Genomic DNA, 24,922 nt, shown 5'->3' with positions numbered 1-24,922 from the left:
ATTATGAAAAACACTAACGAACCAAGTGAAGAAACAAAAAACAGATGGCATAATGATCCTGAGAATTGGGTTTGGGGAATGTTTTATTATAATCCAGAGGATCCAAGGCTCTTTCCTCCCAAAAAAATTAAAGAATTTGGATGGACTACAAACTTTGCAAACCCAAATTCGGTAACTGTGATGATAATTTTAATTTTAGTATTGTTAATCTTCATACTGTTTCTTCGCTAATAGGTCACAAATTAGAGTTATTTAAGAACTTAAAACTAAAGTTGGACAAACCACAATTCCCAATTATAAATACTACTTTTGACTTTTTAGAGTTAAAGTATTTATGTTGAAAAAATTACTGTTTTTGACGGTTTTCTTCTGGTTTTCTGCGCTTCAGGCTCAGGAAACTGAATCACTGTACAAAACCAAAAAAGTAATCGTTTCAAAAGACACTATTCGTCTGGAAAAAGTCTCTATAAATTCTGGATTTTTTCAAATTCTAAACACAAAAAACCAACCGATCGATTCGACATCTTATAAAGTCGATTTTCAAAAAGGATATTTGCTTTTAAATGAAAATTTCCAATCGGTTTCAGATACTTTAATTGTCAATTATCTTAATTATCCCGAGCTCTTAACCAAAGAATACAGTCTTTACAAATCGGAACAAATTGTAAGTGGCGATGTTGGAACAGAAAAACTTTACCGAATAGACAACAATTCAAACGCCAAAAAAGTAACTCCTTTTGACGGCCTGGAAACTTCTGGAAGCATTACTCGAGGCATTACGGTTGGTAATAATCAAAGTACGGTTTTAAATTCCAATTTAGATTTGCAGATTACAGGAAAACTTTCAGACAAGGTAAGTTTGAGAGCTTCGTTGCAAGACAATAATATTCCGTTGCAAGATGGCGGTTATTCGCAAAAACTTGATCAGTTTGACAATATTTTCATCGAACTTTTTAGTGATGATTGGAACATTCGCGCCGGCGATGTATTTTTAGAAAACAGAAAAACTCAATTTTTGGGTTTTAATAAAAAGGTTCAGGGACTGTCTGCCAACTTTGATTTTGATACCGGAAAAAGCAAGACCAATGTTTTTGCTTCGGTCGCTTTTGTAAAAGGGCAATATGCCAAAAGCACTTTTACGGGTCAGGAAGGAAATCAAGGTCCGTATAAACTAAAAGGCCAGAATGGCGAATTGTATGTTCTCGTTATTTCGGGTTCAGAACGCGTTTATGTAAACGGGGTTTTATTAAAAAGAGGCGAAAACAACGATTATGTGATTGATTACAATGCAGGAGAAATTGTCTTTACTTCACTTTTTACCATTACTTCAGAAATGCGTATTAATGTGGAATATCAATATTCGGAACGAAATTATAACCGATTAGTTACCTACGCAGGCGCGACTCACGAAAACAAAAACTGGAGTTTTGGCGGTTATTTATATTCTGAAAATGATATGAAAAATCAGCCTTTGCAGCAAAATCTTTCTTCAGAACAAGTTCAGATATTAAGTCAGGCGGGTGATGACATCAATTTAATGAAAGCGCCTTCTGCTTACGAAGATACTTATGCCGAAAATAAAATTTTGTATCGAAAAATACTCGTCAATTCTGTTGAAGTTTATGAATATTCGAATAATTCTGCCGATGTTTTGTACAATGTAAGATTTAGTCAAGTTGGTGCAAATGCTGGAAATTATATTATTCAAAATAATAATTCTGTTGAACGAATTTATCAATATGTGGAACCTGTTAACGGAATTCTGCAAGGAAATTATGAGCCAATTGTACAGCTTGTCGCGCCAATGAAACTTCAGGTGGCTACTTTTTTAGGAAAATACAATCCTGATGAAAAAACGTTGGTTGATTTTGAATTAGCGGTTAGTAATAATGACCAGAATTTATTTTCTACAATTGATGATGCTAATAATGAAGGAGTGGCTTTTAAAACCAATCTTAAAAAACGTCTTTTTTCTAGAGACTGGAGTTTAGACGCTTTCGCAAATTATCAATACGTGCAGCAGAATTTTAAATCGGTTGAACGTTTATACAATATTGAGTTTAATCGCGATTGGAATTTAACTGGAACACTTTATGGCAATCAGAGCCTTTTGGTTACGGGATTAAATTTTGATTTATTTTCTAAAAATAAGACTTCAAATATCGGTTTGCTAACGTATCAATTTGAAAAATTAGATTTTAGCGAAAGCTACACAGGCATTCGACATACCACAAATGCTTTGTTCAAATTGAAAAATTGGACGATAGAAAACAACGGAAGTTTCCTGAATTCTGATGCTACAGCTTCGACTTCAAAATTTATTAGAAACCAGACTAGAACCAAATATCATTTTGGAAAAAACTGGGTTGGTGGAACTATGCAACTAGAAAACAATCAGGAAAAAGACAAAGTGACCAATCAGTTTTCGGCTTTAAGCCAAAGATTTACAGAATATGGTTTATTTACAGGACGTGGCGACAGCACCAAAGTTTTCGTTGAAGTTGGTTTTCTGCAAAGACGCAACGATAGTTTACAAAACGGATTATTGCAGCATGTAAACAATTCGCAGACGTATTATTTAAAGTCGAAATTAATTCAGACCAAAAAGACCGATTTAGCAGTTTATGCGAGTTATCGAAACTTAGATTTTACAGACAAATCGAGACAGAACGAACCTTCTTTAAATTCGAGAATTCTGTACAATGATCGTTTTTTTAATCAGTTCATGCAGATTGGAACAGCTTACGAAACGAGTTCTGGAACTATTGCTCAACAAGAATTTACATATGTAGAAGTTCCAACTGGCCAAGGAGTTTACACTTGGAATGATTATAACGGGAACGGAATTCAGGAATTGGAAGAGTTTGAAGTTGCGGTTTACCAAGATCAGGCGAGATATGTTAGAGTATTTTTACCGAATCAGGTTTACATAAAAACCAACCAAAATAAGTTTTCGCAGTCTTTAACTTTGAATCCGCTGCAATGGCAAAATGAAAAAGGCGTCAAAAAACTGCTGTCTTATTTCTATAATCAGACCTCTTTTATAATGGATCGAAAGGTTAAAAGCGAAGGCGAAAAATTAGAACTCAATCCGTTTGATTCCTCAGAAGAAAATATTTTAGGCTTGAATTCCAGTTTTAGAAACAGTTTGTTTTACAATCGAGGCAAACAAAAACATTCGGTAATCTATTCCTATTTGGTCAATAAAGGCAAAAGCCTGCTTTCTATTGGTTCGCAAAACGTACAGAATTATTCGCATCAAATTCAATACACCCATTTGTATCAAAAAAGCTGGCTGTTTAATCTCTTTACCAAAACCATTAAAACCGATTTGGTTTCTAAAGATTTTACAGAGAAAAATTATGATATTCAAGGCTGGCAGCTGGCGCCAAAAATCAGTTATTTATTTTCTAAAAACACTAAATTGGATTTCTTTTACGAACTTCAAAACAAAAAAAATCAAATTGGAAATCTGGAAACTTTAGACCAGAATAGAATTGGAACTTCTTTTTCTTATGCAGGCGAAAAGAAAGTTACGGTTAATGGAGAATTTTCTTTTTATGAAAACAAATTTAACGGAAATGAATTTTCATCAGTCGGTTTTCAGATGCTGGAAGGACTTCAAGCGGGATCAAATTTGGTTTGGAAACTGCTTCTACAAAAGAACATTACGTCTTTTTTGGATGTTAATTTAAATTATCAAGGAAGAAAAAGCGAAACCGGAAATACGATTCATACAGGAAATGTTCAGCTTCGTGCATATTTTTAATGTAACACGAAAAAGATGACAATAAATTGTTTAATTTTAATTGAAATTTAAACTTTTAGCCTTATGAAAAAATTAGTATTGTTCTGTTTAATGGTTGCTTTCTCTTCTAATTTTTATGCTCAGGAAACAACTGCAAAGACTACAAAAAGTAAAACAGAAACTTCGGCAAAAAAAGCCAAAGCAAGTGCGGACAAAGCTTCGGCTGACGCAAAAAAAGAAGCCACAAAATCGAAAAAGGCCGCTGACGATGCAAAAGCTGCTTCAACAAAAGCCAAGAAAGAATCTGCTGACGCTACAAAAAAAACCGCTGATAAGGAAGCTGCAAAAGCTAAAGCCGATGCAAAAAAAGCTACTGTAGAATCTGATAAAGCAAAAACTACTGCTGACAAAGCAAAAAGCTCTGCCGACAAAGCCAAAGCCGACGCAAAGAAATCGACCGCAAAAGCTGACGCCGCAAAGAAAGATGCAACTGCTGCTAAAAAATCGGCCACAAAAACTTTAAAAGAAACTAACGAAAAAGCACCATCTGTTCCAGACAAAGTAACTGGCGAATACAATGGTAAAAAAGTATATACTGGACCAAGAGGCGGTAAATATTATATTAACAAAAATGGAAATAAAACCTATATTCAAGATTAAGTTTCTAAGATGCTAAGACGCTGAGATTCTAAGATTAAGCCGAACTTATAGTTCGGCTTTCTTTTTTAAAAAGAAAATCTTTGAGCTTAGAGACTTAGCATCTTAGTAGCTTAGCAACTCCAAAACTTAGAACCTTAAATTAATAATTTAGTAATACCCTCGAAATAACACAGAAAACATATTTGTCTATCTTCGTTTTTAAAACGTGTTAAAAATGAGCATAGATTATTCTGCGAATAAAACTATTTTAGTAGCTCCATTAAATTGGGGACTTGGGCATGCCACTCGCTGCATTCCAATTATCAAAGCGCTTCAAGAGAATAATTACATTCCGATTATCGCCTCAGATGGTGTTGCGCTGGCTCTATTACGAAAAGAATTTCCTTATATACAAACTTTAGAATTGCCTTCTTATCATATTGAATATGCAAAGAATGGTAAAAACTTTAAATGGAAACTTATTAAGAATCTTCCGAAAATGATTACTGCCATTTTGGATGAGAAAAAAATGGTAAATCATTGGATCAAAAAACATGGCATTGACGGAATAATCTCAGATAACAGATTGGGGGTTTTCAGTAAAAAAGTGCCTTCGGTTTTTATGACGCATCAATTGAATGTAATGACAGGAAATACGACTTGGTTTACGAGTAAATGTCACCAGCATATTATTAAAAAATACAATGAATGCTGGGTTCCTGATACAGACGGAAAAGTTAACTTAACGGGAGATTTAGGTCATTTAAAATCGAATGAACTCAATCTAAAATATATTGGCCCGTTGAGCCGCATGAAGAAAAAGGATACTCCGAAAATATATGATTTGATGATTATATTGTCTGGCCCTGAACCTCAGCGTACTTTCTTGGATGAAAAACTACAGAAAGAAGCAGCAAACTATCCCGGAAAAGTGGTATTTGTACAGGGAATTGTAGAAAAATCGCAAGAAAAATGGCAGGCTGGAAATGTTACCTATTATAATTTCATGAACTCGAAACAGTTGGAGCAGACTTTTAATGAAAGTGAATTTGTATTGTGCCGATCTGGTTATACGACTGTAATGGATTTGGCAAAGCTGGGCAAGAAAGCTTTTTTTATTCCAACACCTGGTCAATATGAACAGGAATATTTGGCCATAAAACTTCAGGAAGAAAATCTTGTACCTTATGCCATGCAGGACGACTTTAGCATTGAAGATTTATCAAAAGTAAAATCGTTTCAAGGATTGTCTCAATTTGAAAACAATATTGACTGGGATTCTTTATTTAAGGTTTTTGAAGACAAAACAGCATAATTGCAACAAACTAATTTGGCTAAAGCCTTATTACTACAATAAAAAAACCTCCAGTTAAAGCTGGAGGCTTGAATTTTTTCTCAAATAAAAAATCAGTTTTTATCCGCGTCTTCGCGAAAGCGAATCTGTTTTCTGCGTACTGATTTTAGAAATTAAACTGTACCTGCATTCTAAGAACATTTCCTTGCTGTCGGTTTACTGGCAAGGCGCTGTCTTCAAAAGTTCGGTCTGCTACTACATATTCTGCAGTTAGTTCTAAGGCTTTAATTGGCTGCCATTCTACACCAAATTCAAAATCTCTTACTACATAACTTCTAGCATCTTTTTCGTATTTTTTTCCTCCGTCATAATATTGAAATTTGGCGAAAGGATAAATATGCTGTTTTTTAATATCCCATTTATAGTTTAACAAAACATAACCTCCGTTCAAATCGGTTTGGTCTATTGAATTGGTAATGGTATTGTAACGAGGCCCAGTACCAATGTTGTATTCGGTTTGGATTCCGAATGGTCTTGGATATAAAACGAAAGTCGCTCCAACGCGCTGATCTTTTACATATTGAGGATCGTTAACCGTAACCCCAGGCGAAACTTCTCCTGTAAAAGCCCATTTACCAGTGTAAGCCTGAATTCCAGGTTCTATAATTTGGCTTCCAATAACAAAAGGATAGGTTACTCTAGCCACCACATTTAAGTCTCTGTTCCCATCTAATTTATTTGCGATTTGACCATTGTAAACACCTAAAGCAAAAACACCAAAATCTCCAGAACCTTTGTAACCATCTCTAACCAGCATTTCAAAACGCTGTCTGATTTCGGCCGGAGCCCAATAAAAGAATATCCCTAAATCACGTTCATTTAAAATTGAAGAGTTAATTCCATCAGCACGGTCTAAAGTTAAACGCTGTGAACTTGACTGCATATTCTCAAATCCGTACGGAATTTTACTTTGTCCTACACGCACACGATATTCTCTTTTTTTATCAAAAGAAAGATCAAAATACAAGTCACGAATCTGTACGAAATTATTAATTCCAGTAGAAGGCGAACTCGCGAAATCGGGCTGAAAATAAAAGAATATATTCGGATGAACTTGACCAGAAAATACTAAACGAGCACGGCGAATAAAAAGTCCGTTGTTTGCTTTTGCATCTGGAGCTGTAGAAGTTGTTCCCCAAGATCTATCACATTGTTCGCAAGACACTTTATCGTTTGTAGAAAGCAAGCCATTGTATCTAATTTGTGCGTAACCTCTTAAGGAGATTCTATCGTACCAATGTTCTTCAACTCCTCCTCCAGATTTTGTCTCTGGAAGTTTAGCTTTGTTTATAGAATCTAAAATACGCATTACTTCGTTTTTTACATCCTGTTTATTTAATTCTTGCTTATTTGTTTCCTGTGCATTTGCAACACAAGCTAACAGTAATAAAACGGCTAAAAGTTTTCTTTTTATCATTAGTTCTGTAATTCCCTTAATTTCAGGATGCAAAGATGGAGCACCTATGTTAAGAAATCATTAACCAGATGTTACTATAATAAAAATTTAATGTTATGACCTAAATCACTATGTTTATTTATTGTTAAACACCTTTGTTTTAGGGCTTTCAGCAAAACCGCCGTTACGATTTTTTAACGTCGATTTTTGATGCTTTATTTGCTTTTTCGAGCGTAAAAGAGAATTCAGAACCAATTCCGAACTCACTTTCTACATAAACTTTCTCTTTATGCGCTTCAATAATATGCTTTACAATTGCTAATCCTAAACCAGAACCACCTTCCGATCTTGTTCCGCTTTTATCCACTCGGTAAAAACGTTCAAAAAGCCTTGGAATATTTTGCTTTTCGACACCTTCTCCGTTATCACTAATACGAATTAATACTTTTTTCTTGGTTAGGTTTACTACGCCAACTTCTGTCAGACCGCCTTCTTTTCCATACTTAATAGAATTTACAATCAGATTTTCTAGCACTTGCTGTATTCTGTCCTGATCTCCTCTAATTATTACCGACTGTACATTTTTACTTTCAAAAGCCAATTTAATTTTCTTTTTATCAGCTTTCATTTCAAGCAATTCAAAGACATTCTGAATTAATTCGACAACATCAAAATCAGTCATATTCAAATCTAAATCGCCCGATTCCAATTTGGTAATCATATCCAAATCTTCTACTATATAGATAAGACGCTCTACTCCTTTTTCGGCGCGTTTTAAATATTTTTTTCTGATATTTTTATCATCCATTGCTCCGTCAAGTAAAGTTGAGACGTAGCCTTGAACGGTAAACAAAGGGGTTTTTAGTTCGTGCGAAACGTTTCCTAAAAACTCTCTTCTATATTGTTCACGAATTTCGAGCATTTCGATTTCGAGTTTTTTATCGGTGGCAAACTTTTTTACTTCACGCGAAAGCGTTTCCATATCGGTATTAATCGGCTGATTGATTAATGTTGTTGATTCTAACAGCGAAACCTCATCATAAATTTTCTTTACTCTTCGGTAAATAAATCGTTCTACACGATATTGCAAAACCAGAAAAGAGAAAATATAGATTACGATAATGAAAATTATTCCAAACGCAACTTGATGTTTTAATTGATTTTTATAAAATAATGACATTAACATCAATACAAATGCTGTTGTAAAGAGACTGATATATAATGCCGATTTTATGGCGAATTTGTATGTTTTTTTAAAATTAATTTTCATTGAAAAAATTGAGCCATTAAGAAATTAAGAAAATTAAGCTTTGCTTTTAAGTTATTTTCTTTTGAATAAATCAAAAAACAAAAAAGGAATAACTCAAAAACCATATAAGAAAATGAAGATTGTACAGCTTCAATTCTTATATGGTTTAAATGTATTGAATATTTTTAAAAGAATTTGAAAGGGCTTAAATCTTTACCAAAATTCTAAAATCACTTAGCAACTTAGTATCTTAGAACCTTAGCATCTTAAAATCTAAACCTCAAATTTATAACCAACACCTTTTATGGTTTTAAAAAGGTCTTCGCCTATTTTTTCGCGCAGTTTTCTGATGTGAACATCGATTGTTCTACCTCCAACCACAACTTCATTACCCCAAACTTTATCCAGAATTTCGTCTCTTTTAAAAACTTTCCCTGGTTTTGAAGCTAATAGATAAAATAATTCGAATTCTTTTCTTGGCAAAGCAATTTCTACATTGCCTTTTATGATTTTGTATTCTTCACGATTAATCTCGATTCCGCCTACATTTAAAGTATCTGTAACAACTTCTTGTTCTTTTAACCTTCTTAACAGCGCCTTTACTTTTGAGACCAATAATTTTGGTTTAATTGGCTTAGTAATATAGTCATCGGCACCTGCATCAAAACCAGCTACTTGAGAATAATCTTCGCTTCTTGCTGTAAGAAATGTTATGATAACATTATTTAATTCAGGAATTTTTCTAATATGCTCGCAAGCCTCCATTCCGTCCATTTCTGCCATCATCACGTCCATAATGATTAATTCTGGCAGCTCTTTCTGTGCTTTTGCTATAGCATCTTTTCCATTAGAAGCTGTAACAATCTGATAGCCTTCCTGAGCAAGGTTATAGCCAACGATTTCTAAGATATCTGGTTCGTCGTCAACTAATAAAATCTTAGTTTGTGTTTTTTTCATAAATAGCAAAAATTGAGATTTTTATATCGAAACTTCTTCATTAAACATTCGATATTTCTTATTTCACAGGGTAAATATACTAACAAAAGAACCTTTAAAAAATGGTGTTAACCGTAATTTAATCTCGTAACAATTTGATAATCTTAACAACACAAAAACATAACAAGTCGGTAACATGGACTTCACAGAGCGGTTCTTTCTTTGCACAAAAATAATAAGACACAAACACAACACTGAAAAAAAATGAAATTCAATTTAAGATTTCTCTTTATTGCATTATTTATCTGTACGATTTCGATCGCGCAAAACAAAGGTACGATTTCTGGAGTTCTGACTGACAAAGATATGAACAACGCATCGCTACCATTTGCTAATGTTTTAGTTAAAGGTACAAATATTAGCGTAAATACGGACGTAGATGGAAAATATTCCTTAAGCGTAAATCCTGGAAATTATACTTTAATTTTTAGTTTTTTAGGATATGAATCTGTAGAAGCTCCTGTAGCTGTAAAAGCAAACGAAACTGTAACGGTTAATCAAGGGCTTTCAGCAGGAAGTTATACTCTTAAAGATGTAGTCGTTCAAGCAAGTGCAGTAAGCAAACAAAAAGAAACTGCATTACTTTTGGAACAAAAAAATGCTGTAGATATTAAACAAACTATTGGCGCGCAGGAACTTTCTAGAAAAGGTGTGGGCGATGTAGCTGCAGCTGTTGCAAAAACATCTGGAGTTTCTAAACAAGAAGGAAGCAACAGCGTTTACGTAAGAGGATTGGGTGATCGTTACAACTCGACTTCGATGAACGGATTGCCAATTCCATCCAATGATCCACAAAGAAAAAACATTGCTCTAGATCTTTTCTCAACTGACATTGTTGAGTACATTTCAATTGACAAATCATACGGCGCAAAAATGTATGGAGATTTTGCTGGAGGAAATGTAGATATAGTATCTAAAGATTACCGCGGAAAAGGAATGTTCGAAATCTCATTAGGATCAAAAGTTAACACTAATGCAGTATCAAATTCTAGCAATTTCTTATTACAACAAGGCCCAAACAAATCTGGTTTTGTTTCTTACGGAGTTCCAAACAATCCTTTAACCAGTTTTAGTTTTGAAAACAGTTTAAATCCTAAAAAAGAATCTCCTTTTGGCGGAAACTTCAATCTAAAAGCAGGTAAAACTTTCAACATTGGTGAAGAAGGAAAATTAAGCCTTTTTGCTACTGCAGGTTTTGGAAATGGTTACGAGTATAGAGAAGGGCTTAGCCAAAGTGTAAATGCTCAGGGTGCTTCATTAAAATCTTTCCAACAAGAAAAATTTACGTACAACACCAATACTACTGGAATGTTCAATGCTAACTACCGTTTGAACAAAAACCATAAAATTGGATACAACTTCTTGTATGTTAACTCATCTGAGCAAACTAGAGATACTTATTTTGGAAGTGATCGTGATTTTGACAATGCTGATGCAAGTCTTTTAGTTCAAAGAGGTACGTTTACACAAAACACTGTAATGATCAATCAGCTTTTAGGAAATGACAAAATAACTGATAAAATTGATTTGGATTGGGGTGTTTCATACAATACTGTGAAAGGTAATATGCCAGATAGAACCCAAAACAAAATGTTCTACAATCCAACAACTGACATTTATACACTTGCTCAAAGAACCACTACCGATAACCAAAGATATTTCCAAGATCTTACAGAAAATGAAGCAGCCGCCAATCTTGCCTTCTCATACAAGTTACAAGATCAAGATGGGGCTTCTAAAGGAAAAATCACTGCAGGTTATAACGGAAGATTTAAAAAACGTGATTTTGAAGCTATTCAATTCAACTTCAACATTAGCCAAACTGGTCAAAACACAAGTGTAGATCCAAACAATTTAGATGCTTTTTTTAACCAAGCAAATTACGAAAGTGGTTTATTCTCAACTGCATCTTTTGCAGGAATGGCTCCTCAAACTTATGATGGAAAACAAGATATACACGCAGGTTTTGGTAATTTCGAATATAAATTCACTGACAAATTAAGCTCTGTTATTGGCGTAAGATACGAAAGAATCTCTCAAACAGTTAACTGGAGAACACAGCTTGATGCAGGTGGAGGAACAAATACTTTTGAAAGAAATGAATTTTTACCAAGTGCTGTTTTAAAATATGAATTAAACGAAAAACAAAATCTTCGTTTAGCGGCTAGTAAAACATACACATTGCCACAGTTTAAAGAACGTGCTTTGTTTATCTATGAAGATGTAATGGAATCTGTAATTGGTAATCCAAGCTTATATCCTTCACAAAACTACAATCTTGATTTAAAATGGGAGATGTTCCCAAAAAGCGATGAGTTATTATCTGTTACTGCTTTTGGAAAATATATCATGGACCCAATCAACCAAATCATTATTGCTTCTTCTACAAATGATATTTCTTTTGTTAATATTGGAGATACAGGTTACGCATATGGAGTTGAGTTAGAAGCAAGAAAGAATATTTTTGAAATTGAAGGAGAATACACTAACAAACTTTCTGTTGGATTTAATGCTTCTTTAATGAAAACACATCAAGACATTGATGCGGAAAAAGTTAGAAATGAAACAGATGGAAGATTAAACATCAACACTACAGATAGTAGTTCAGGATTTACAGGAGCTTCAGATTTGATTTTAAATGCTGATTTATCGTATACTAAAAACTTCAAAAACGACTCTGGAATTATGGCAACTCTTGCTTACAACCATTATTCTGATAAGCTTTACGCAATTGGAAACGAAGGAAAAGGAAATTTAGTTGACAAAGCAATGGGATCTTTAGACCTTATTTTAAAAACAAAATTGACTAAAAGCTTTGGAATTGATTTTGGAGCAAGAAACTTATTGAATCCAGAATTCAAAAGAGTTCAAGAAAATGCAGGTGGAGACGTCTTGGTTTTCAACTACAAAAAAGGTCTGACATTCGGATTGGGAATGAACTACCAATTCTAAGAAACATACTGGAAATATTGAGTTATCAATTCCTTAACGTTAGAATAAAAAACACATAACAAATAGATGACAACGGCTTAACGTTGATTAAAGCTTAAGTTCTAATCTTTGCATAAACACAAACTAATTAAAAAAGTAATGAAAAAAACAATTTCAACAATTTTCGGTTTAGCTGCATTATCGCTTGCAACACTTACAACTTCTTGCTCAAGTGATGACAACAAAAACGAGGGACCAAAATCTGATTTCGTAGTAGTTAGAGATAACTTACAAGGAGAAATCAACAGCGGAGAGGTAGTATTAGAATCTGGAACTTATAAACTAACAGGGAAATTAGTAGTTAAAAACACTGCTAAACTTACAATCAAACCTGGAGTTATCATTGAAGCAACTGCAGTAGCAGCTGACCAATTACAAGCAGTAAGATATATTGCTGTAGCACAAGGAGGACAAATCGACGTTCAAGGAACTGCTGCTAGTCCAGTTATTATGACTTCAGAAACTAAAAAACCAGCTGCTTGGGGTGGTTTAGTAATCTGTGGAAAAGCACCTATCAACAAAGGAACTACTGCTAGTGCTGAAGTTTCTGAGTTAACTTACGGTGGAACTGTAGCTAACGACAACTCTGGATCAATTAAATATTTAAGAATTGAGTACCCAGGTTTCTCTTACAGCAGTGACAAAGAATTCAACGGACTTTCTTTATTTGGAGTTGGAAACGGAACTGTTATTGATTATGTACAAATTTACGAAAGCTCTGACGACGGATTCGAGTGGTTTGGTGGAACTGTAAATGCATCTCACTTAGTAGTTTCTAATAAAGACAATACAGCTGTAGGTGATGATTTATTTGACTGGACTGAAGGATGGAGTGGAACAGGAGAAAACTTCTACGGAATCAGAACTAACGCTGGTAACAGAGGTATCGAAGCTGATAACAACTCTAACAACCACTTAGCTACACCAATTTCTTTCCCAACTATCAAAAACCTTACTTTAATTGGTTTCGGATCTACTGACACAAGTGCAGAGTCTCAAGCTTTCAAATTAAGAGTTGGTACAAAAGGTAAATTTGATAACGTTGTATTAAAAGGTTGGAAAACTGGATTTGACGTAGAACATGACGAAACTATCTCATATGTTGGAGCTGACTTATTAGCTACTAACGTTAAATTTGAAGACGTTCCTACTAAATCAAAAGGTACAACTACAGGAAAACTTACTGCTGATGTATCTAAAGTTTACACAGAATCTACAACTGCAACTGGAGCAGGAAACGGATCAGGAGTTCCAACTTGGGCTGCTGGATGGACAAAAGGTCTATAATAAGAAAACAAAAAATAGTAAAAACACTCTAACTTTATTAGGGTGTTTTTTTTTGCTTTTTAGTAATGTAGATCGCCTCTAAAGTAATGTAATCTCTTAATCGCTTCGAAAACATAATGTTAAAAACATCCTAATTCTTTAGGATGTTTTTTTTTGGCGTACTTTTTGTAATTTTTTTTGTATATTTACATTAATCAAATACACGCGATGGCAAAAAACTACTTTTATATTACTTTCTTATTGGCATTTTTCTTCACTGTAAGCGTTTCGGCTCAGGACAGCAAGCAATTACCAAAAACTCAAGAATCTACTTCTATCGAGGGTCTTAGCTTGTATCCTAATCCAGTTACAAACGGAAAAGTCTATATCTCATCTAAAAACGATTTAGAGAAAGAAATTATTGTGTTTGACATTCTAGGCAAAAAAGTATTGCAGGCACATTTAGTATCAAAAGAACTAAGTGTTTCAGACCTGCCGCCTGGCGTTTACATTATCAAAATAAGCGAACAGAATGCATCGGCAACAAGAAAACTCATTATACGATAAAAGCTCCTTTGGAGCTTTTTTTAGTTTTCAGTCTCAGTGCCTGCTTTCAGTTTACACGCTTTGCTCCATACCGCGACTGAAAACTGCGACTGAATACCGCGACTGAACACTAAAAAACAATATCTTTGCAAAAAAAAGTTTTGATCACAGCCAACGATATCTTTACCATTTCAAGTCAGAAACAATTTGAAAAAATAGCATTAAAAGTGTTTCGTTTTCAGCACGAGAACAACAAAGTTTATCGTGATTTTTGTGATTTTTTAAATGTTAATCCGCAACAAGTAAAATCACTGCAGCAAATTCCTTTTTTACCCATTCAGTTTTTCAAAAGTCATGATGTTGTTTCTAATACAGATCCGACACAAGTAACTTTTACCAGCAGTGGAACAACTGGAATGATTACAAGCAGACATTTAGTGACCGATATTTCCCTATATGAGGAAAGTTACCGCAAAGGATTTTCGCAATTTTACGGCAATATCGAAGATTACGTTGTTTTAGCTCTTTTGCCGTCTTATTTAGAACGCGAAGGCTCTTCTTTAATTTATATGGTAGAAGATCTAATAAAACTCTCTAATCAGCCTGAAAGTGGGTTTTATTTGCACAACCACGACGACTTAATCAAAAAACTTCTTGAATTGGACGAAGCGGGTCAAAATGTAATTCTAATTGGGGTAACTTACGCTTTATTAGATTTGATCGAAAAACACCAATTCAACCTTCAAAATACCATTATTATGGAAACTGGAGGAATGAAAGGAAAACGTAAAGAAATGATTCGTGAAGAATTACATGAAATACTTTGTAAAGGTTTCGGCGTTTCTTCTATTCATTCAGAATACGGAATGACCGAGCTTTTAGCGCAAGCCTATTCTTTAGGCGAAGGTGTCTTTGAATGCCCTTCTTGGATGCATATTTTGGTTCGAGATCCCGAAGATGCTCTCACTTACGTGAAAGACGGAAAAACTGGTGGAATCAATGTAATTGATTTAGCCAACATCAATTCATGCTCTTTTATTGCCACGCAGGATTTAGGCAAAAAAAATCCCAACAACTCTTTTGAAGTATTGGGACGTTTTGATAATTCTGATATTCGCGGGTGTAATTTGATGGTTCTTTAAATTGATTAATCGTTGATTTGTGAAATCGTTTAATCACAAAAAAATCGATTAAACAGTTAAACAAAATTAATTCTCCTCTATTACACCGATACTTTCAATTCCTTCTCTTTTTTGAAGCGCTTTTTCTTTTTCACCTTTACTTTCTAAAAGCTTATAAACTCCATAGCAAGCTAAAGCGCCAAAAAGCACAAAAAGTATATTCCATCCTGGATTGCTAAAACTGTCATCGTTTACATTTTCAACGCCGCTGATAAGAACGGATAAAAGTCCAACAACAAATCCAGAAACAAGAGTGCCTCCATAATAAGACGCTATTCCAATTCCGAAATAACCCCATTTGTTCTTATCATATTCAAGAGCCAAATTGGTATACCCTTTCCAAATCCAATAAATAAGTAAAATTCCAATCATAATCGTTTTGTTAGTTTTTAGGGAATAAACTTAATAAAAAAAGTTTTATATTTTCATTGTCAGCGAATTAAAAATAAAAAATCCCAACATCCTTTCCGAACATTGGGATTTATATATTTAATTTACAAGATTCTTAGAGATTGATTAAAACAATTAATCAATTAAAGAGTTAAACGTTTTTAAACAACGCGAATTACAAAATAATTTTTCTTTCCGCTTTGCAACAACACAAACTGATCGTTAATTAAATCATTTGCCGTTAAAACAAAATCTTCTTTTATCTTTTCTCTGTTTACAGAAATTGAGTTTGCTGTCAAAGCACGTCTCGCTTCTCCATTAGATTTAAAGAAACCCGTTTTTTCGTTTAAAACCGTAATAATATCCAATCCGTTTTCTAAATCAGCTTTTGCAATTTCAGCTTGCGGAACACCGTCAAAAACTTCTAAAAAAGTCGCTTCATCCAATTTCTTCAAATCTTCTGCAGTTGAATTTCCAAACAAGATATTCGAAGCCTGAATTGCTTTTTCCAACTCTTCTCTATTATGAACAAAAACGGTGATTTCTTCTGCCAATTTCTTTTGTAAAACTCTCAAATGAGGAGCCGCTTTGTGTTCTTCAATTAATCCATCGATAGTTTCTTTACCTAAGAAAGTAAAGATTTTAATGTATTTCTCTGCATCAACATCTGTTGTGTTTACCCAAAATTGGTAAAATTTGTATACAGAAGTTTTATCAGCATCTAACCAAACGTTTCCACCTTCAGATTTTCCAAATTTAGATCCGTCTGCTTTTGTAATTAGAGGCGTTGTTAAAGCATACGCTTTTGCATTCTCTCCTCCCATTCTGCGCACTAATTCTGTTCCTGTGGTAATATTACCCCATTGGTCAGAACCTCCCATTTGCAGAATACAATTATTGTTTTTATATAAATGATAAAAATCGTAACCTTGAATTAATTGGTATGTAAACTCTGTAAAAGACATTCCCTCACCTTCTCCGCTAAATCTCTTTTTTACAGAATCTTTAGCCATCATATAATTTACAGTGATTCTTTTTCCAACTTCACGTGCAAAATCAATAAAAGAGAATTCTTTCATCCAATCGTAGTTATTCACCATTACTGGTGCATTTGCTTCGGTTGAATTAAAATCCAAGAAACGAGACAAAACACTTTTGATTCCAGCTACATTTTTAGCCAAAGCTACTTCATCAAGCAAGTTTCTTTCATCAGATTTACCAGAAGGGTCACCAATCATTCCTGTTGCTCCACCTACTAAAGCAATCGGTCTGTGACCAAAATTCTTTAAGTGAACCAATAAAATAATCTGAACCATACTTCCGATGTGCAGTGAATCTGCCGTTGGATCAAAACCGATATAGGCAGTGGTTGCTTCTTTTAGCAATTGTTCTTCCGTTCCAGGCATACTATCATGGTATAACCCGCGCCATTTTAATTCTTCAACTAGATTCTTCATTTTTTTAAATAATTTGCGCAAATGTAATCAATGTCAATGGCAATATCAAAAAAGTCTGCCACGAAGACACTAAGGCACAAAGTTTTTTATTTTTATAAAATTTATCATTTAAGCAATGGATATGATAAATACATCTATTCAGATACTTTGTTTTCTAAAAAGCAGACCGAAGCACATTAAATAAATTAGCTTACGGAAAGCCGTAAAGATGCATCTAGTTTTTTCCTTAGTTTCGCCTCCCAAAAAAACTACCCATAATGAAAAAAACTTTTTTACTTATTCTTTTTCTTTGTTGCACTTTTATCAATGCACAGGTTACTTTTGAAAAAGGATACTTTATTTCCAACAATGGAAATCGAACAGAATGTTTAATCCGAAACTTAGACTGGAAAGACAACCCAACCGATTTTAGATACAAAATAGATCCAAACGACAAGGACTATGTAAGCGAAACTATTGCAAACGTTTCAGAATTTGGAATTGGAAACAGTATTACCTTCAAAAGGGCAAAAGTAAAGATAGATCGTTCAACTGATGACTTATCCAAAATATCACAAACAGGAAAACCAGTTTGGGAAGAAAGCACTCTTTTTCTTCGTGTTTTAGTTATTGGCGAAGCCTCATTATATTCTTATAGAGAAGCCAATCTTTTCAGATACTTTTATGAAACAAAAGAAGTGCCGCTTGAACAGCTTGTGTACCTTAGATACATTGAAACACAAAATGAAAACGCTAGCAAAAATATTAAGGAGAACACTTATTATAAGCAACAGCTAAACCTAAATGTAAGATCGTCAAACATTACTGATAACGATATTAAAAACTTGTCTTACACAAAATCTGATTTGACGAAATATTTTATAAAATTCAACAATATTTCTCCTGATACGGAAACTAAAAAAACATCAGATGATGGAGAGAAAAACATTTTCCATATTAAAATTACTCCTGGAATAAGCTTAATTTCTTTATCCATGGACAGTAAAAGTCTTCCCTACCGCAATATAAAATTAGACAATAAAACCAATTTTAAAATCGGTCTTGAAGCAGAATATATTCTTCCATTCAACAAAAATAAATGGAGCGTATTTTTAAATCCGACATACCAGAAATACAAAAATCAAAAAAGCTACAGCCTTCCTGGTCTTTTCCCTACATCTCCTTTAGAGGAACATGAAGTAGATGTAGAATACAGCGGAATACAGATTCCGATGGGAATTCGCCACTACCTTTTCTTGAACAAAAATTCAAAATTCTTTATCAACGCAGGATTTACTTTCGATGCAGGAAAAAGTAAAGTGGTCTATGATAAAGATAGAGTTAGTGAAAGTACAGCCGGATCTAATCTAGCCTTTGGTTTTGGTTATAACTTTAAAGATAAATTTGGTGTAGAAGCAAGATTAAACACCAAAAAAGATTTAATGAGCGAGTATAGCGATCTTGCTGCAAACTATGGCGCTGTTGATTTTATCTTTTCATACACGATATTTTAAGCCAATTTTTTTCACGACTTAATAATTATACAGTTTATAGAAATTAATGATTTCTATAAACTGTTTTTTTATCGAATTTTATCAACAACTCCCTTTGTAACCAAACCTCATTTATACAAAAGTACTATCTTTACAACATGATATTAGTAACTGGAGGAACTGGTTTAGTAGGCGCACATTTATTGCTTCATTTAATTGAAAATGGAGAAAATGTTCGGGCTATTTACAGAAGTGAAAACAAAATTGAAAAAACAAAATCGGTTTTTGATTTTTATAAAAAAGCAGATTTGTTTGAAAAAATCAATTGGCTTGAAGCCGATATCCTAGACACACCTTCACTTGAAACTGCTTTTATCGATATTAAACAAGTATATCATTGTGCTGCTTTTATTTCGTTTGAACCCAAAGACGAAGAAATCCTTAGAAAAACTAACATCGAAGGAACGGCCAACATGGTTAATTTTGCCATTGCCAAAGAAGTAGAAAAGTTTTGCTATGTCAGTTCGATTGCCGCTTTAGGCGATATCGCTCCTCACGAAACATATATTACAGAAGAAACCGATTGGAATCCGGAGAAACCTCACAGCGATTACGCCATTTCTAAATATGGTGCCGAAATGGAAGTTTGGCGAGGGCATCAAGAAGGCTTAAATGTTATTATTGTAAATCCGGGAGTTATTTTAGGACCGCCAAAAATGATGGATATTTTTGATGAAGGCAGTAGTGAAATTTATCGAAAAGTTTCAAAAGGACTTCCATTCTACACACTTGGAAGCACTGGTTTTATCTCGGTTGACGATGTTGCAAAAATAAGTTTTGAATTGATGAAAAGCGAAATAAAAAACGAACGTTTCACACTTATCTCAGACAATATTGTTTTTAAAGATCTTTTAGACACCGTTTCTGATGCTTTAAAAGCAAAAAGACCTCACACTCATGCAAAGCCTCTCTTAATGAATTTCTTATGGATTACTGATGGAATATTTTCTACTTTATTTTTCAGAAAAAGAAGCATTACAAAAGCAACAGCAAAAGCTTCGTACTCAAAAAATCTGTATAGTAATGAAAAAATAAAAACCGCTCTAGGAACGGTTTTTACTAATATTCATCAATATATTAAGGACAGTTCTAAACTATAATCGTTTTTTTCTTCTGTCTTGCATTTGCATGTGAGCTCTTTTTATAGAATCGATATTAACCTTAGGAGTTACTTTCTTCACCGAATCTTTTGAAACTTCTTGAGCTTTCTTTTTAATTTCCTTAGCTGCTTTTTTCTCATCAATTTTGGCTAAAGAATCTGCCGCTCGCTGGTTTACAGAAATCCTTTTGTTCACTTGATCAAACATGTCTTTATAATTCTCATAATCTGAAGCATAATACATGTTGTTTTGAGCAAATTGAAGACTGTCTACTTTGTATTTTTTCAAAATAAACTTCGTCGGATCATTTTCTATAGAATCCAAAGACAACGGTTTCTGATATCTCATTGCTTCCAAAAGAGATAAATCGTACATAATATCAATCATTTTATCTTTCTCAATAAGCTTTGCAGGCTGTTTTACAACATCCTTTTTACAGCTTATAGAAAGAAATATAACCAATATTATTACAATAAAATTCTTCATAGTTGCTTTTTATCTGTCAAACAATAATCTTTTACCCGCTCTGGTATCTTTTACTTTAAAGTTATTATAAACCAATTCACCGTTTACAAAAGTATGTGTGATTCTAGATTTAAAAGTAAAACCTTCAAATGGAGACCATCCGCATTTGTATAAAATGTTTTCTGGTTTCACACTCCAAGGCAAACTTGGATTTACGATTACCAAATCGGCATGGTATCCTTCTTTAATAAAACCTCTTTTTTCTATTTTAAAAATCTTAGCTGGATTGTGGCACATTTTCTCCACAATTTTCTCCACGCTAATTTTTCCTTGATGATGCGCTTCGAACATTGCTACAACTGCATGCTGTACCAACGGACCTCCAGAAGGCGCATTCAAGTAAGACTGTTGTTTTTCTTCTTTTGTATGAGGAGCGTGATCTGTTGCAATTACGTCAATTCTTCCGTCATTTAAAGCTTTCCAAAGTTCTGCACGATCTTCGGCAGTTTTAACCGCAGGATTCCATTTAATGAAATTTCCTTTTGTTTTATAGTCTTCGTCAGTAAACCAAAGATGGTGCACACAAACCTCAGCGGTAATTTTTTTATCTTCTAATGGAATTTTATTCGTAAACAATTCCATTTCTTTCGCAGTTGATAGATGGAAAATATGCAATCTTGCTCCAGTTCTTTTAGCCAAAGCCACTGCTTTTGAAGAAGAAATATAACAAGCCTCTGCACTTCTAATTAAATTGTGTGCCGTAACTGGAACATCGTCTCCATATTGCTCTTTAAAAGCAGCAAGATTATTTTTAATCGTAGTCTCATCCTCACAATGAACTGCAATTAACATTGGAGTACTTGAAAAAATCTTTTCTAAAACAGCTTCATTATCCACCAACATATTCCCTGTAGATGAACCTAAGAAAATTTTAATTCCCGCAACATTCTTTGGATTTGTTTTTAAAACTTCTTCCAAGTTATCATTTGTTGCCCCCATCATAAAAGAGTAATTCGCAAATGATTTTTGAGAAGCAATTTGGTATTTATCTTCTAAAATTTCTTGAGTAACCGCATTCGGAACTGTATTGGGCTGTTCGATAAAAGAAGTAATTCCTCCCGCAACAGCAGCACGAGATTCCGATTCGATATCTCCTTTATGTGTTAAACCTGGTTCTCTAAAATGCACTTGATCGTCTATCGCGCCAGGCATTAAATAATTTCCTTCAGCATCGATTACAATGCAATCTGAAGTTTTTAATGAAATGCTGTCTGCAATTTCAACAATCAGATCATTTTCAATTAAAACATCACCTTCAACAATTGTCCCTTCGTTTACAATTTTGGCATTCTTTATTAAAATCCTGTTCATTTTGGTTGGTTTATAATGAATTGACTAATTTTCTTATTCTAAGTGAAATTACTCCAAGTATCGCTTCTTTAATGATCGCATTGCTCATTTTAGAAACTCCTTTTGTTCGGTCTGTAAAAATAATTGGGACTTCGGTAATTTGAAATTTAGCACAATAAGTTCTGTACTTCATCTCGATTTGAAACGCATATCCGACAAATTTTATTTTGTTCAGATTAATTTTTTCCAAAACCTCTCTTTTATAACAAACAAAACCTGCAGTAGCATCATGAATTTTCATTCCTGTGATAAATTTCACATAAACAGATGCAAAGTAAGACATCAAAACTCGGCTTAAAGGCCAGTTCACCACATTTACTCCTGTTACATAACGAGATCCAATTGCAAGATCTGCTCCGCCAAAATGACAAGCATCATATAATTTTTCTAAATCATTTGGGTTATGCGAAAAATCGGCATCCATCTCAAAAATAAATTGATAGTCACGCTCCAAAGCCCATTTAAAGCCATGAACATACGCAGTTCCTAATCCAGATTTTTTTGTTCTTTGTTCTAAAAAAAGTTTTCCTAGAAATTCTTCCTGTAAAGCGATCACTTTTTTAGCAGTATGATCTGGAGAATTATCATCAATAATAAGCAGATGAAAAGATTTATGTTGCGAAAGTACAGCTCTTACTATACTTTCTATGTTTTCAATTTCGTTATAAGTGGGAATTATGACAATACTATCATTCATTTTTTTCTCGGTAATTTCATCGCAAAAGTAAACTTTTTATAGCATTTGATTCATAATAAATATATAATAAAAGTATTGCATCAAAAAATTACTAATTTTGTATCGCTATGATTGAACAACTTCATCCTCGAATAATCGAAAACAAGGACTGGGCAACACTTTTATTTGTGGTGACCTTTGCCGTTGTTGCCATGACAAAATCTGCTTACGAAACAAGATTTAGTGAGTTTAGTAAACTTATTTTTTCTGATAAATACGCTAAAATTTATCGAGACAACAGCCACATGAAAAACAGCTTTACGGTTGGTTTATTTTTTGTACAAATTGTATCGTTTGCCTTTTTTATTCTGCTTACCATGAATGCTTTTGGTTATGCTTCAAAAACCGACTGGGTTCTATTTATTCAGATTGCCACTTTTTTGCTTTATTTCATTTTAGGAAAGTATTTAATCGAAAAAATTGTAGCAGCTTCATTCAATATTGACGATTTTGTAGAGCTATTTAACCTCCAAAAAGTAACTTATAGGACTTATATTGGCGTTTTAATCCTTCCAATCAATGCTATTTTGTTCTATTATAACAATATTCCGCAGATTATTCCGCTAGCAATCATAGGTATTTCACTGTGTATTAGTGTATACTCTTACTTTATTTCAATTAAAACGTATCAAAACGTAATAATCGGTAAGTTATTTTATTTTATTTTGTATCTTTGCGCTCTTGAAATAGCCCCTTATTATTTTCTCTATTATTGGATAGCAAAAGGGAGTGCTTAGTAAATATTTATAATATGAAAGTGAAAACAATTTTGGTGTCACAGCCTGAACCTAAAGTGGAGAATTCTCCTTACTTTGAGCTCCAACAAAAACACAAAATAAAAATTGATTTCAGACCATTTATTCATGTAGAAGGGGTTAGCGCAAAAGAGATTCGATTACAAAAAATCGATCTTAATCATTACACTGCGATCATTTTAACAAGTAGAAATGCTGTAGATCATTTTTTTAGAGTGGCTGATGAAATGCGTTACAAAGTTCCTGAAGGATTGAAGTATTTTTGTCAATCTGAGGCTGTTGCGTTTTACCTTCAAAAGTATGTTGTGTACAGAAAACGTAAAATTTACGTTGGAGCAAAAGATTTTGCAGATTTATCTCCGCTAATTAAGAAGTACAAAGACGAGAAGTTTTTACTTCCTGCATCTGACCAATTAAATGCAGATGCTCCTGTTACCTTAAACAGTTTAAAAGTAGATTGGGCACAAGCTATTTTCTACAGAACTGTAATGAGCGATTTATCTGATCTAGCTGACGTTTATTATGATGTTTTAGCTTTTTTCAGTCCAACAGGAATCAAATCATTGTTTAAAAATTTCCCAGATTTCAAACAAAATGATACTCGAATTGCTGTATTTGGAAGCACTACTCAGAAAGAAGCTTTAGATCATGGTTTAAGAATTGATATTCTTGCACCAACACCTGAAACTCCTTCTATGACAATGGCTTTAGAAAAATACGTTGCCGAAGCAAACAAAGGAAAATAACCTAAGAATAAAAATATACAAATTTTAAAAATCCAAATTCCAACTAATCACTGGGATTTGGATTTTTTGTTTTTAGGATTTTCACGATTTGTCCTGTGGCTGAAACAAAGTGTTATATTTTAAATTTTGGGATTGGAGATTTGGGATCTATTCTATACGTTTCCCGTGGTTGAAACCACGCGTTATATTTGAATTTTGAAATTTGGACTCGAGCCGTAGTGAACAGGTGAAGCAATTTGGAATTTGGAATTTGCTTTTTAGTTTTTGGAATTTAAAAAAATTGGAATTTTCTTTTGTTCTGCATTTTAATTACATTTGATTTCTATTCAAAACCCAAATCGCAAAAATAGTTTCAAATTGTAAGTTATGAAAATCAACTCCCTCTTAATTGAAATTGACGGAATCGACAAAGAAATTCTTCGCTATCTTATGGATGACGCTAGAAAACCGATTTTGCAAATCGCCAATAAAATCGGAATTTCTGGAGCCGCAATTCACCAGAGATTAAAAAAACTGGAACAATCGGGCGTAATTTCTGGTTCTAAGTTTACTGTAAATCCAAAAGTTTTAGGTTATAACACAATGGCATTTGTGGGAGTTTATTTGGATAAAGCTTCAAGAAACTCAGAAGCCGTAAAAGAACTTAGAAAAATACCCGAAGTTTTAGAATGCCATTATACGACAGGAAACTGGTCGGTTCTGATCAAAATTATCTGTCGAGACAACGAACATTTAATGCAGCTCTTAAACAACAAAATCCAAGCAATTGAAGGGGTTTCAAGAACAGAAACATTTATCTCACTGGACCAGCAGATTGATAGACAGATTCAACTTTAGAATTAGATAATGTGTCAATTTGATAATTAGATAATTCTTGAAAACGAATAATATCCTACTGTCATCCTGAGCGAAGTGGAAGGCTTAATTAGACATAAGGGCTTCGACTTCGCTCAGCCTGACAATTG

General features: G+C 33.7%; 21 protein-coding genes. 13 read left to right on the top strand and 8 right to left on the bottom strand.

Annotated features, from left to right (window positions below; genetic code table 11):
• Positions 1-3: 3 nt before the first annotated feature.
• The 4 genes from AC3Y25_RS11875 to AC3Y25_RS11860 all read left to right on the top strand — a co-directional run bounded on the left by AC3Y25_RS11875 (position 4) and on the right by AC3Y25_RS11860 (position 5,702).
• Positions 4-231, top strand: a complete 228-nt coding sequence (locus tag AC3Y25_RS11875) for a DUF5808 domain-containing protein (protein ID WP_095928268.1) — start codon at positions 4-6, stop codon at positions 229-231.
• Between the two features lie 103 nt (positions 232-334).
• Positions 335-3,769 (top strand): DUF8818 domain-containing protein, encoded by a 3,435-nt coding sequence (locus tag AC3Y25_RS11870; RefSeq protein ID WP_489902892.1) that lies wholly within the window; start codon positions 335-337, stop codon positions 3,767-3,769.
• A 63-nt stretch (positions 3,770-3,832) separates the two neighbouring features.
• Positions 3,833-4,408 carry a hypothetical protein gene (locus tag AC3Y25_RS11865; RefSeq protein ID WP_489902891.1) on the top strand — a complete coding sequence of 192 codons (576 nt, stop codon included), beginning with the start codon at positions 3,833-3,835 and terminating at the stop codon, positions 4,406-4,408.
• A gap of 214 nt (positions 4,409-4,622) precedes the next feature.
• A complete protein-coding gene (locus tag AC3Y25_RS11860) occupies positions 4,623-5,702 on the top strand; it encodes a glycosyltransferase (protein WP_320494151.1) in 1,080 nt (359 codons plus the stop codon).
• A 145-nt stretch (positions 5,703-5,847) separates the two neighbouring features.
• On the opposite strand, the gene AC3Y25_RS11855 is transcribed toward AC3Y25_RS11860, so the two are convergent.
• The 3 genes from AC3Y25_RS11855 to AC3Y25_RS11845 form a co-directional block, all read right to left on the bottom strand.
• A complete protein-coding gene (locus AC3Y25_RS11855) occupies positions 5,848-7,158 on the bottom strand; it encodes a porin (protein ID WP_489902890.1) in 1,311 nt (436 codons plus the stop codon).
• A 163-nt stretch (positions 7,159-7,321) separates the two neighbouring features.
• A complete protein-coding gene (locus AC3Y25_RS11850) occupies positions 7,322-8,407 on the bottom strand; it encodes a sensor histidine kinase (protein ID WP_320494153.1) in 1,086 nt (361 codons plus the stop codon).
• A 252-nt stretch (positions 8,408-8,659) separates the two neighbouring features.
• Positions 8,660-9,343 carry a response regulator transcription factor gene (locus AC3Y25_RS11845; RefSeq protein WP_008465097.1) on the bottom strand — a complete coding sequence of 228 codons (684 nt, stop codon included), beginning with the start codon at positions 9,341-9,343 and terminating at the stop codon, positions 8,660-8,662.
• A 243-nt stretch (positions 9,344-9,586) separates the two neighbouring features.
• Here AC3Y25_RS11845 and AC3Y25_RS11840 point away from each other — a divergent pair, with 243 nt between their 5' ends.
• The 4 genes from AC3Y25_RS11840 (at position 9,587) to AC3Y25_RS11825 (ending at position 15,327) form a co-directional block, all read left to right on the top strand.
• Entirely contained in the window at positions 9,587-12,334 is a 2,748-nt protein-coding gene (locus AC3Y25_RS11840; RefSeq protein WP_095928273.1) for a TonB-dependent receptor, read from the top strand.
• A gap of 138 nt (positions 12,335-12,472) precedes the next feature.
• Positions 12,473-13,660 (top strand): hypothetical protein, encoded by a 1,188-nt coding sequence (locus AC3Y25_RS11835; RefSeq protein ID WP_095928274.1) that lies wholly within the window; start codon positions 12,473-12,475, stop codon positions 13,658-13,660.
• Between the two features lie 207 nt (positions 13,661-13,867).
• A complete protein-coding gene (locus AC3Y25_RS11830) occupies positions 13,868-14,206 on the top strand; it encodes a T9SS type A sorting domain-containing protein (protein WP_489902889.1) in 339 nt (112 codons plus the stop codon).
• A gap of 140 nt (positions 14,207-14,346) precedes the next feature.
• Positions 14,347-15,327, top strand: coding sequence for a LuxE/PaaK family acyltransferase (locus tag AC3Y25_RS11825; RefSeq protein WP_250835067.1), 981 nt, complete (start codon positions 14,347-14,349; stop codon positions 15,325-15,327).
• A 66-nt stretch (positions 15,328-15,393) separates the two neighbouring features.
• Here the strand turns inward: AC3Y25_RS11825 and AC3Y25_RS11820 are convergent, their stop codons facing one another.
• Complete coding sequence (locus tag AC3Y25_RS11820; RefSeq protein WP_095928277.1) at positions 15,394-15,738, bottom strand: hypothetical protein; 345 nt, start codon at positions 15,736-15,738, stop codon at positions 15,394-15,396.
• Positions 15,739-15,917: 179 nt separating this feature from the next.
• Positions 15,918-17,213 (bottom strand): tyrosine--tRNA ligase, encoded by a 1,296-nt coding sequence (gene tyrS, locus AC3Y25_RS11815; protein ID WP_489902888.1) that lies wholly within the window; start codon positions 17,211-17,213, stop codon positions 15,918-15,920.
• 257 nt (positions 17,214-17,470) lie between these two features.
• Here tyrS and AC3Y25_RS11810 point away from each other — a divergent pair, with 257 nt between their 5' ends.
• Both AC3Y25_RS11810 and AC3Y25_RS11805 read left to right on the top strand, forming a co-directional pair.
• The gene (locus AC3Y25_RS11810) at positions 17,471-18,706 is read left to right on the top strand and encodes an outer membrane beta-barrel protein (protein WP_489902887.1); all 1,236 of its coding nucleotides are present in this window, start codon (positions 17,471-17,473) and stop codon (positions 18,704-18,706) included.
• Between the two features lie 137 nt (positions 18,707-18,843).
• Complete coding sequence (locus tag AC3Y25_RS11805) at positions 18,844-19,845, top strand: NAD-dependent epimerase/dehydratase family protein (RefSeq protein WP_489902886.1); 1,002 nt, start codon at positions 18,844-18,846, stop codon at positions 19,843-19,845.
• Here AC3Y25_RS11805 and AC3Y25_RS11800 read toward each other — a convergent pair.
• From AC3Y25_RS11800 to AC3Y25_RS11790, 3 genes are read right to left on the bottom strand one after another with little or no spacing between them, the layout of a single operon-like run.
• Positions 19,840-20,331, bottom strand: coding sequence for a DUF4296 domain-containing protein (locus tag AC3Y25_RS11800; protein WP_379798202.1), 492 nt, complete (start codon positions 20,329-20,331; stop codon positions 19,840-19,842). The genes AC3Y25_RS11805 and AC3Y25_RS11800 overlap by 6 nt on opposite strands.
• 9 nt (positions 20,332-20,340) lie before the next feature.
• Positions 20,341-21,681 (bottom strand): dihydroorotase, encoded by a 1,341-nt coding sequence (locus AC3Y25_RS11795; protein WP_482503066.1) that lies wholly within the window; start codon positions 21,679-21,681, stop codon positions 20,341-20,343.
• Between the two features lie 10 nt (positions 21,682-21,691).
• Complete coding sequence (locus AC3Y25_RS11790; protein WP_489902885.1) at positions 21,692-22,417, bottom strand: polyprenol monophosphomannose synthase; 726 nt, start codon at positions 22,415-22,417, stop codon at positions 21,692-21,694.
• A gap of 107 nt (positions 22,418-22,524) precedes the next feature.
• On the opposite strand from AC3Y25_RS11790, the gene AC3Y25_RS11785 reads away from it, so the two are divergent.
• The 3 genes from AC3Y25_RS11785 to AC3Y25_RS11775 all read left to right on the top strand — a co-directional run bounded on the left by AC3Y25_RS11785 (position 22,525) and on the right by AC3Y25_RS11775 (position 24,794).
• On the top strand, positions 22,525-23,193 hold the full coding sequence (locus AC3Y25_RS11785; RefSeq protein WP_095928285.1) for a DUF4271 domain-containing protein: 669 nt from the start codon (positions 22,525-22,527) through the stop codon (positions 23,191-23,193).
• Positions 23,194-23,207: 14 nt separating this feature from the next.
• The gene (locus AC3Y25_RS11780) at positions 23,208-23,957 is read left to right on the top strand and encodes a uroporphyrinogen-III synthase (RefSeq protein ID WP_109190797.1); all 750 of its coding nucleotides are present in this window, start codon (positions 23,208-23,210) and stop codon (positions 23,955-23,957) included.
• A 366-nt stretch (positions 23,958-24,323) separates the two neighbouring features.
• Positions 24,324-24,794: an Lrp/AsnC family transcriptional regulator gene (locus tag AC3Y25_RS11775; protein ID WP_111365821.1), complete on the top strand. Its 471-nt coding sequence runs from the start codon at positions 24,324-24,326 to the stop codon at positions 24,792-24,794.
• Positions 24,795-24,922: the final 128 nt, after the last annotated feature.

Source organism: Flavobacterium sp. LK-23, assembly GCF_058135255.1.
This window is presented reverse-complemented; position numbering and strand designations above follow the sequence as displayed.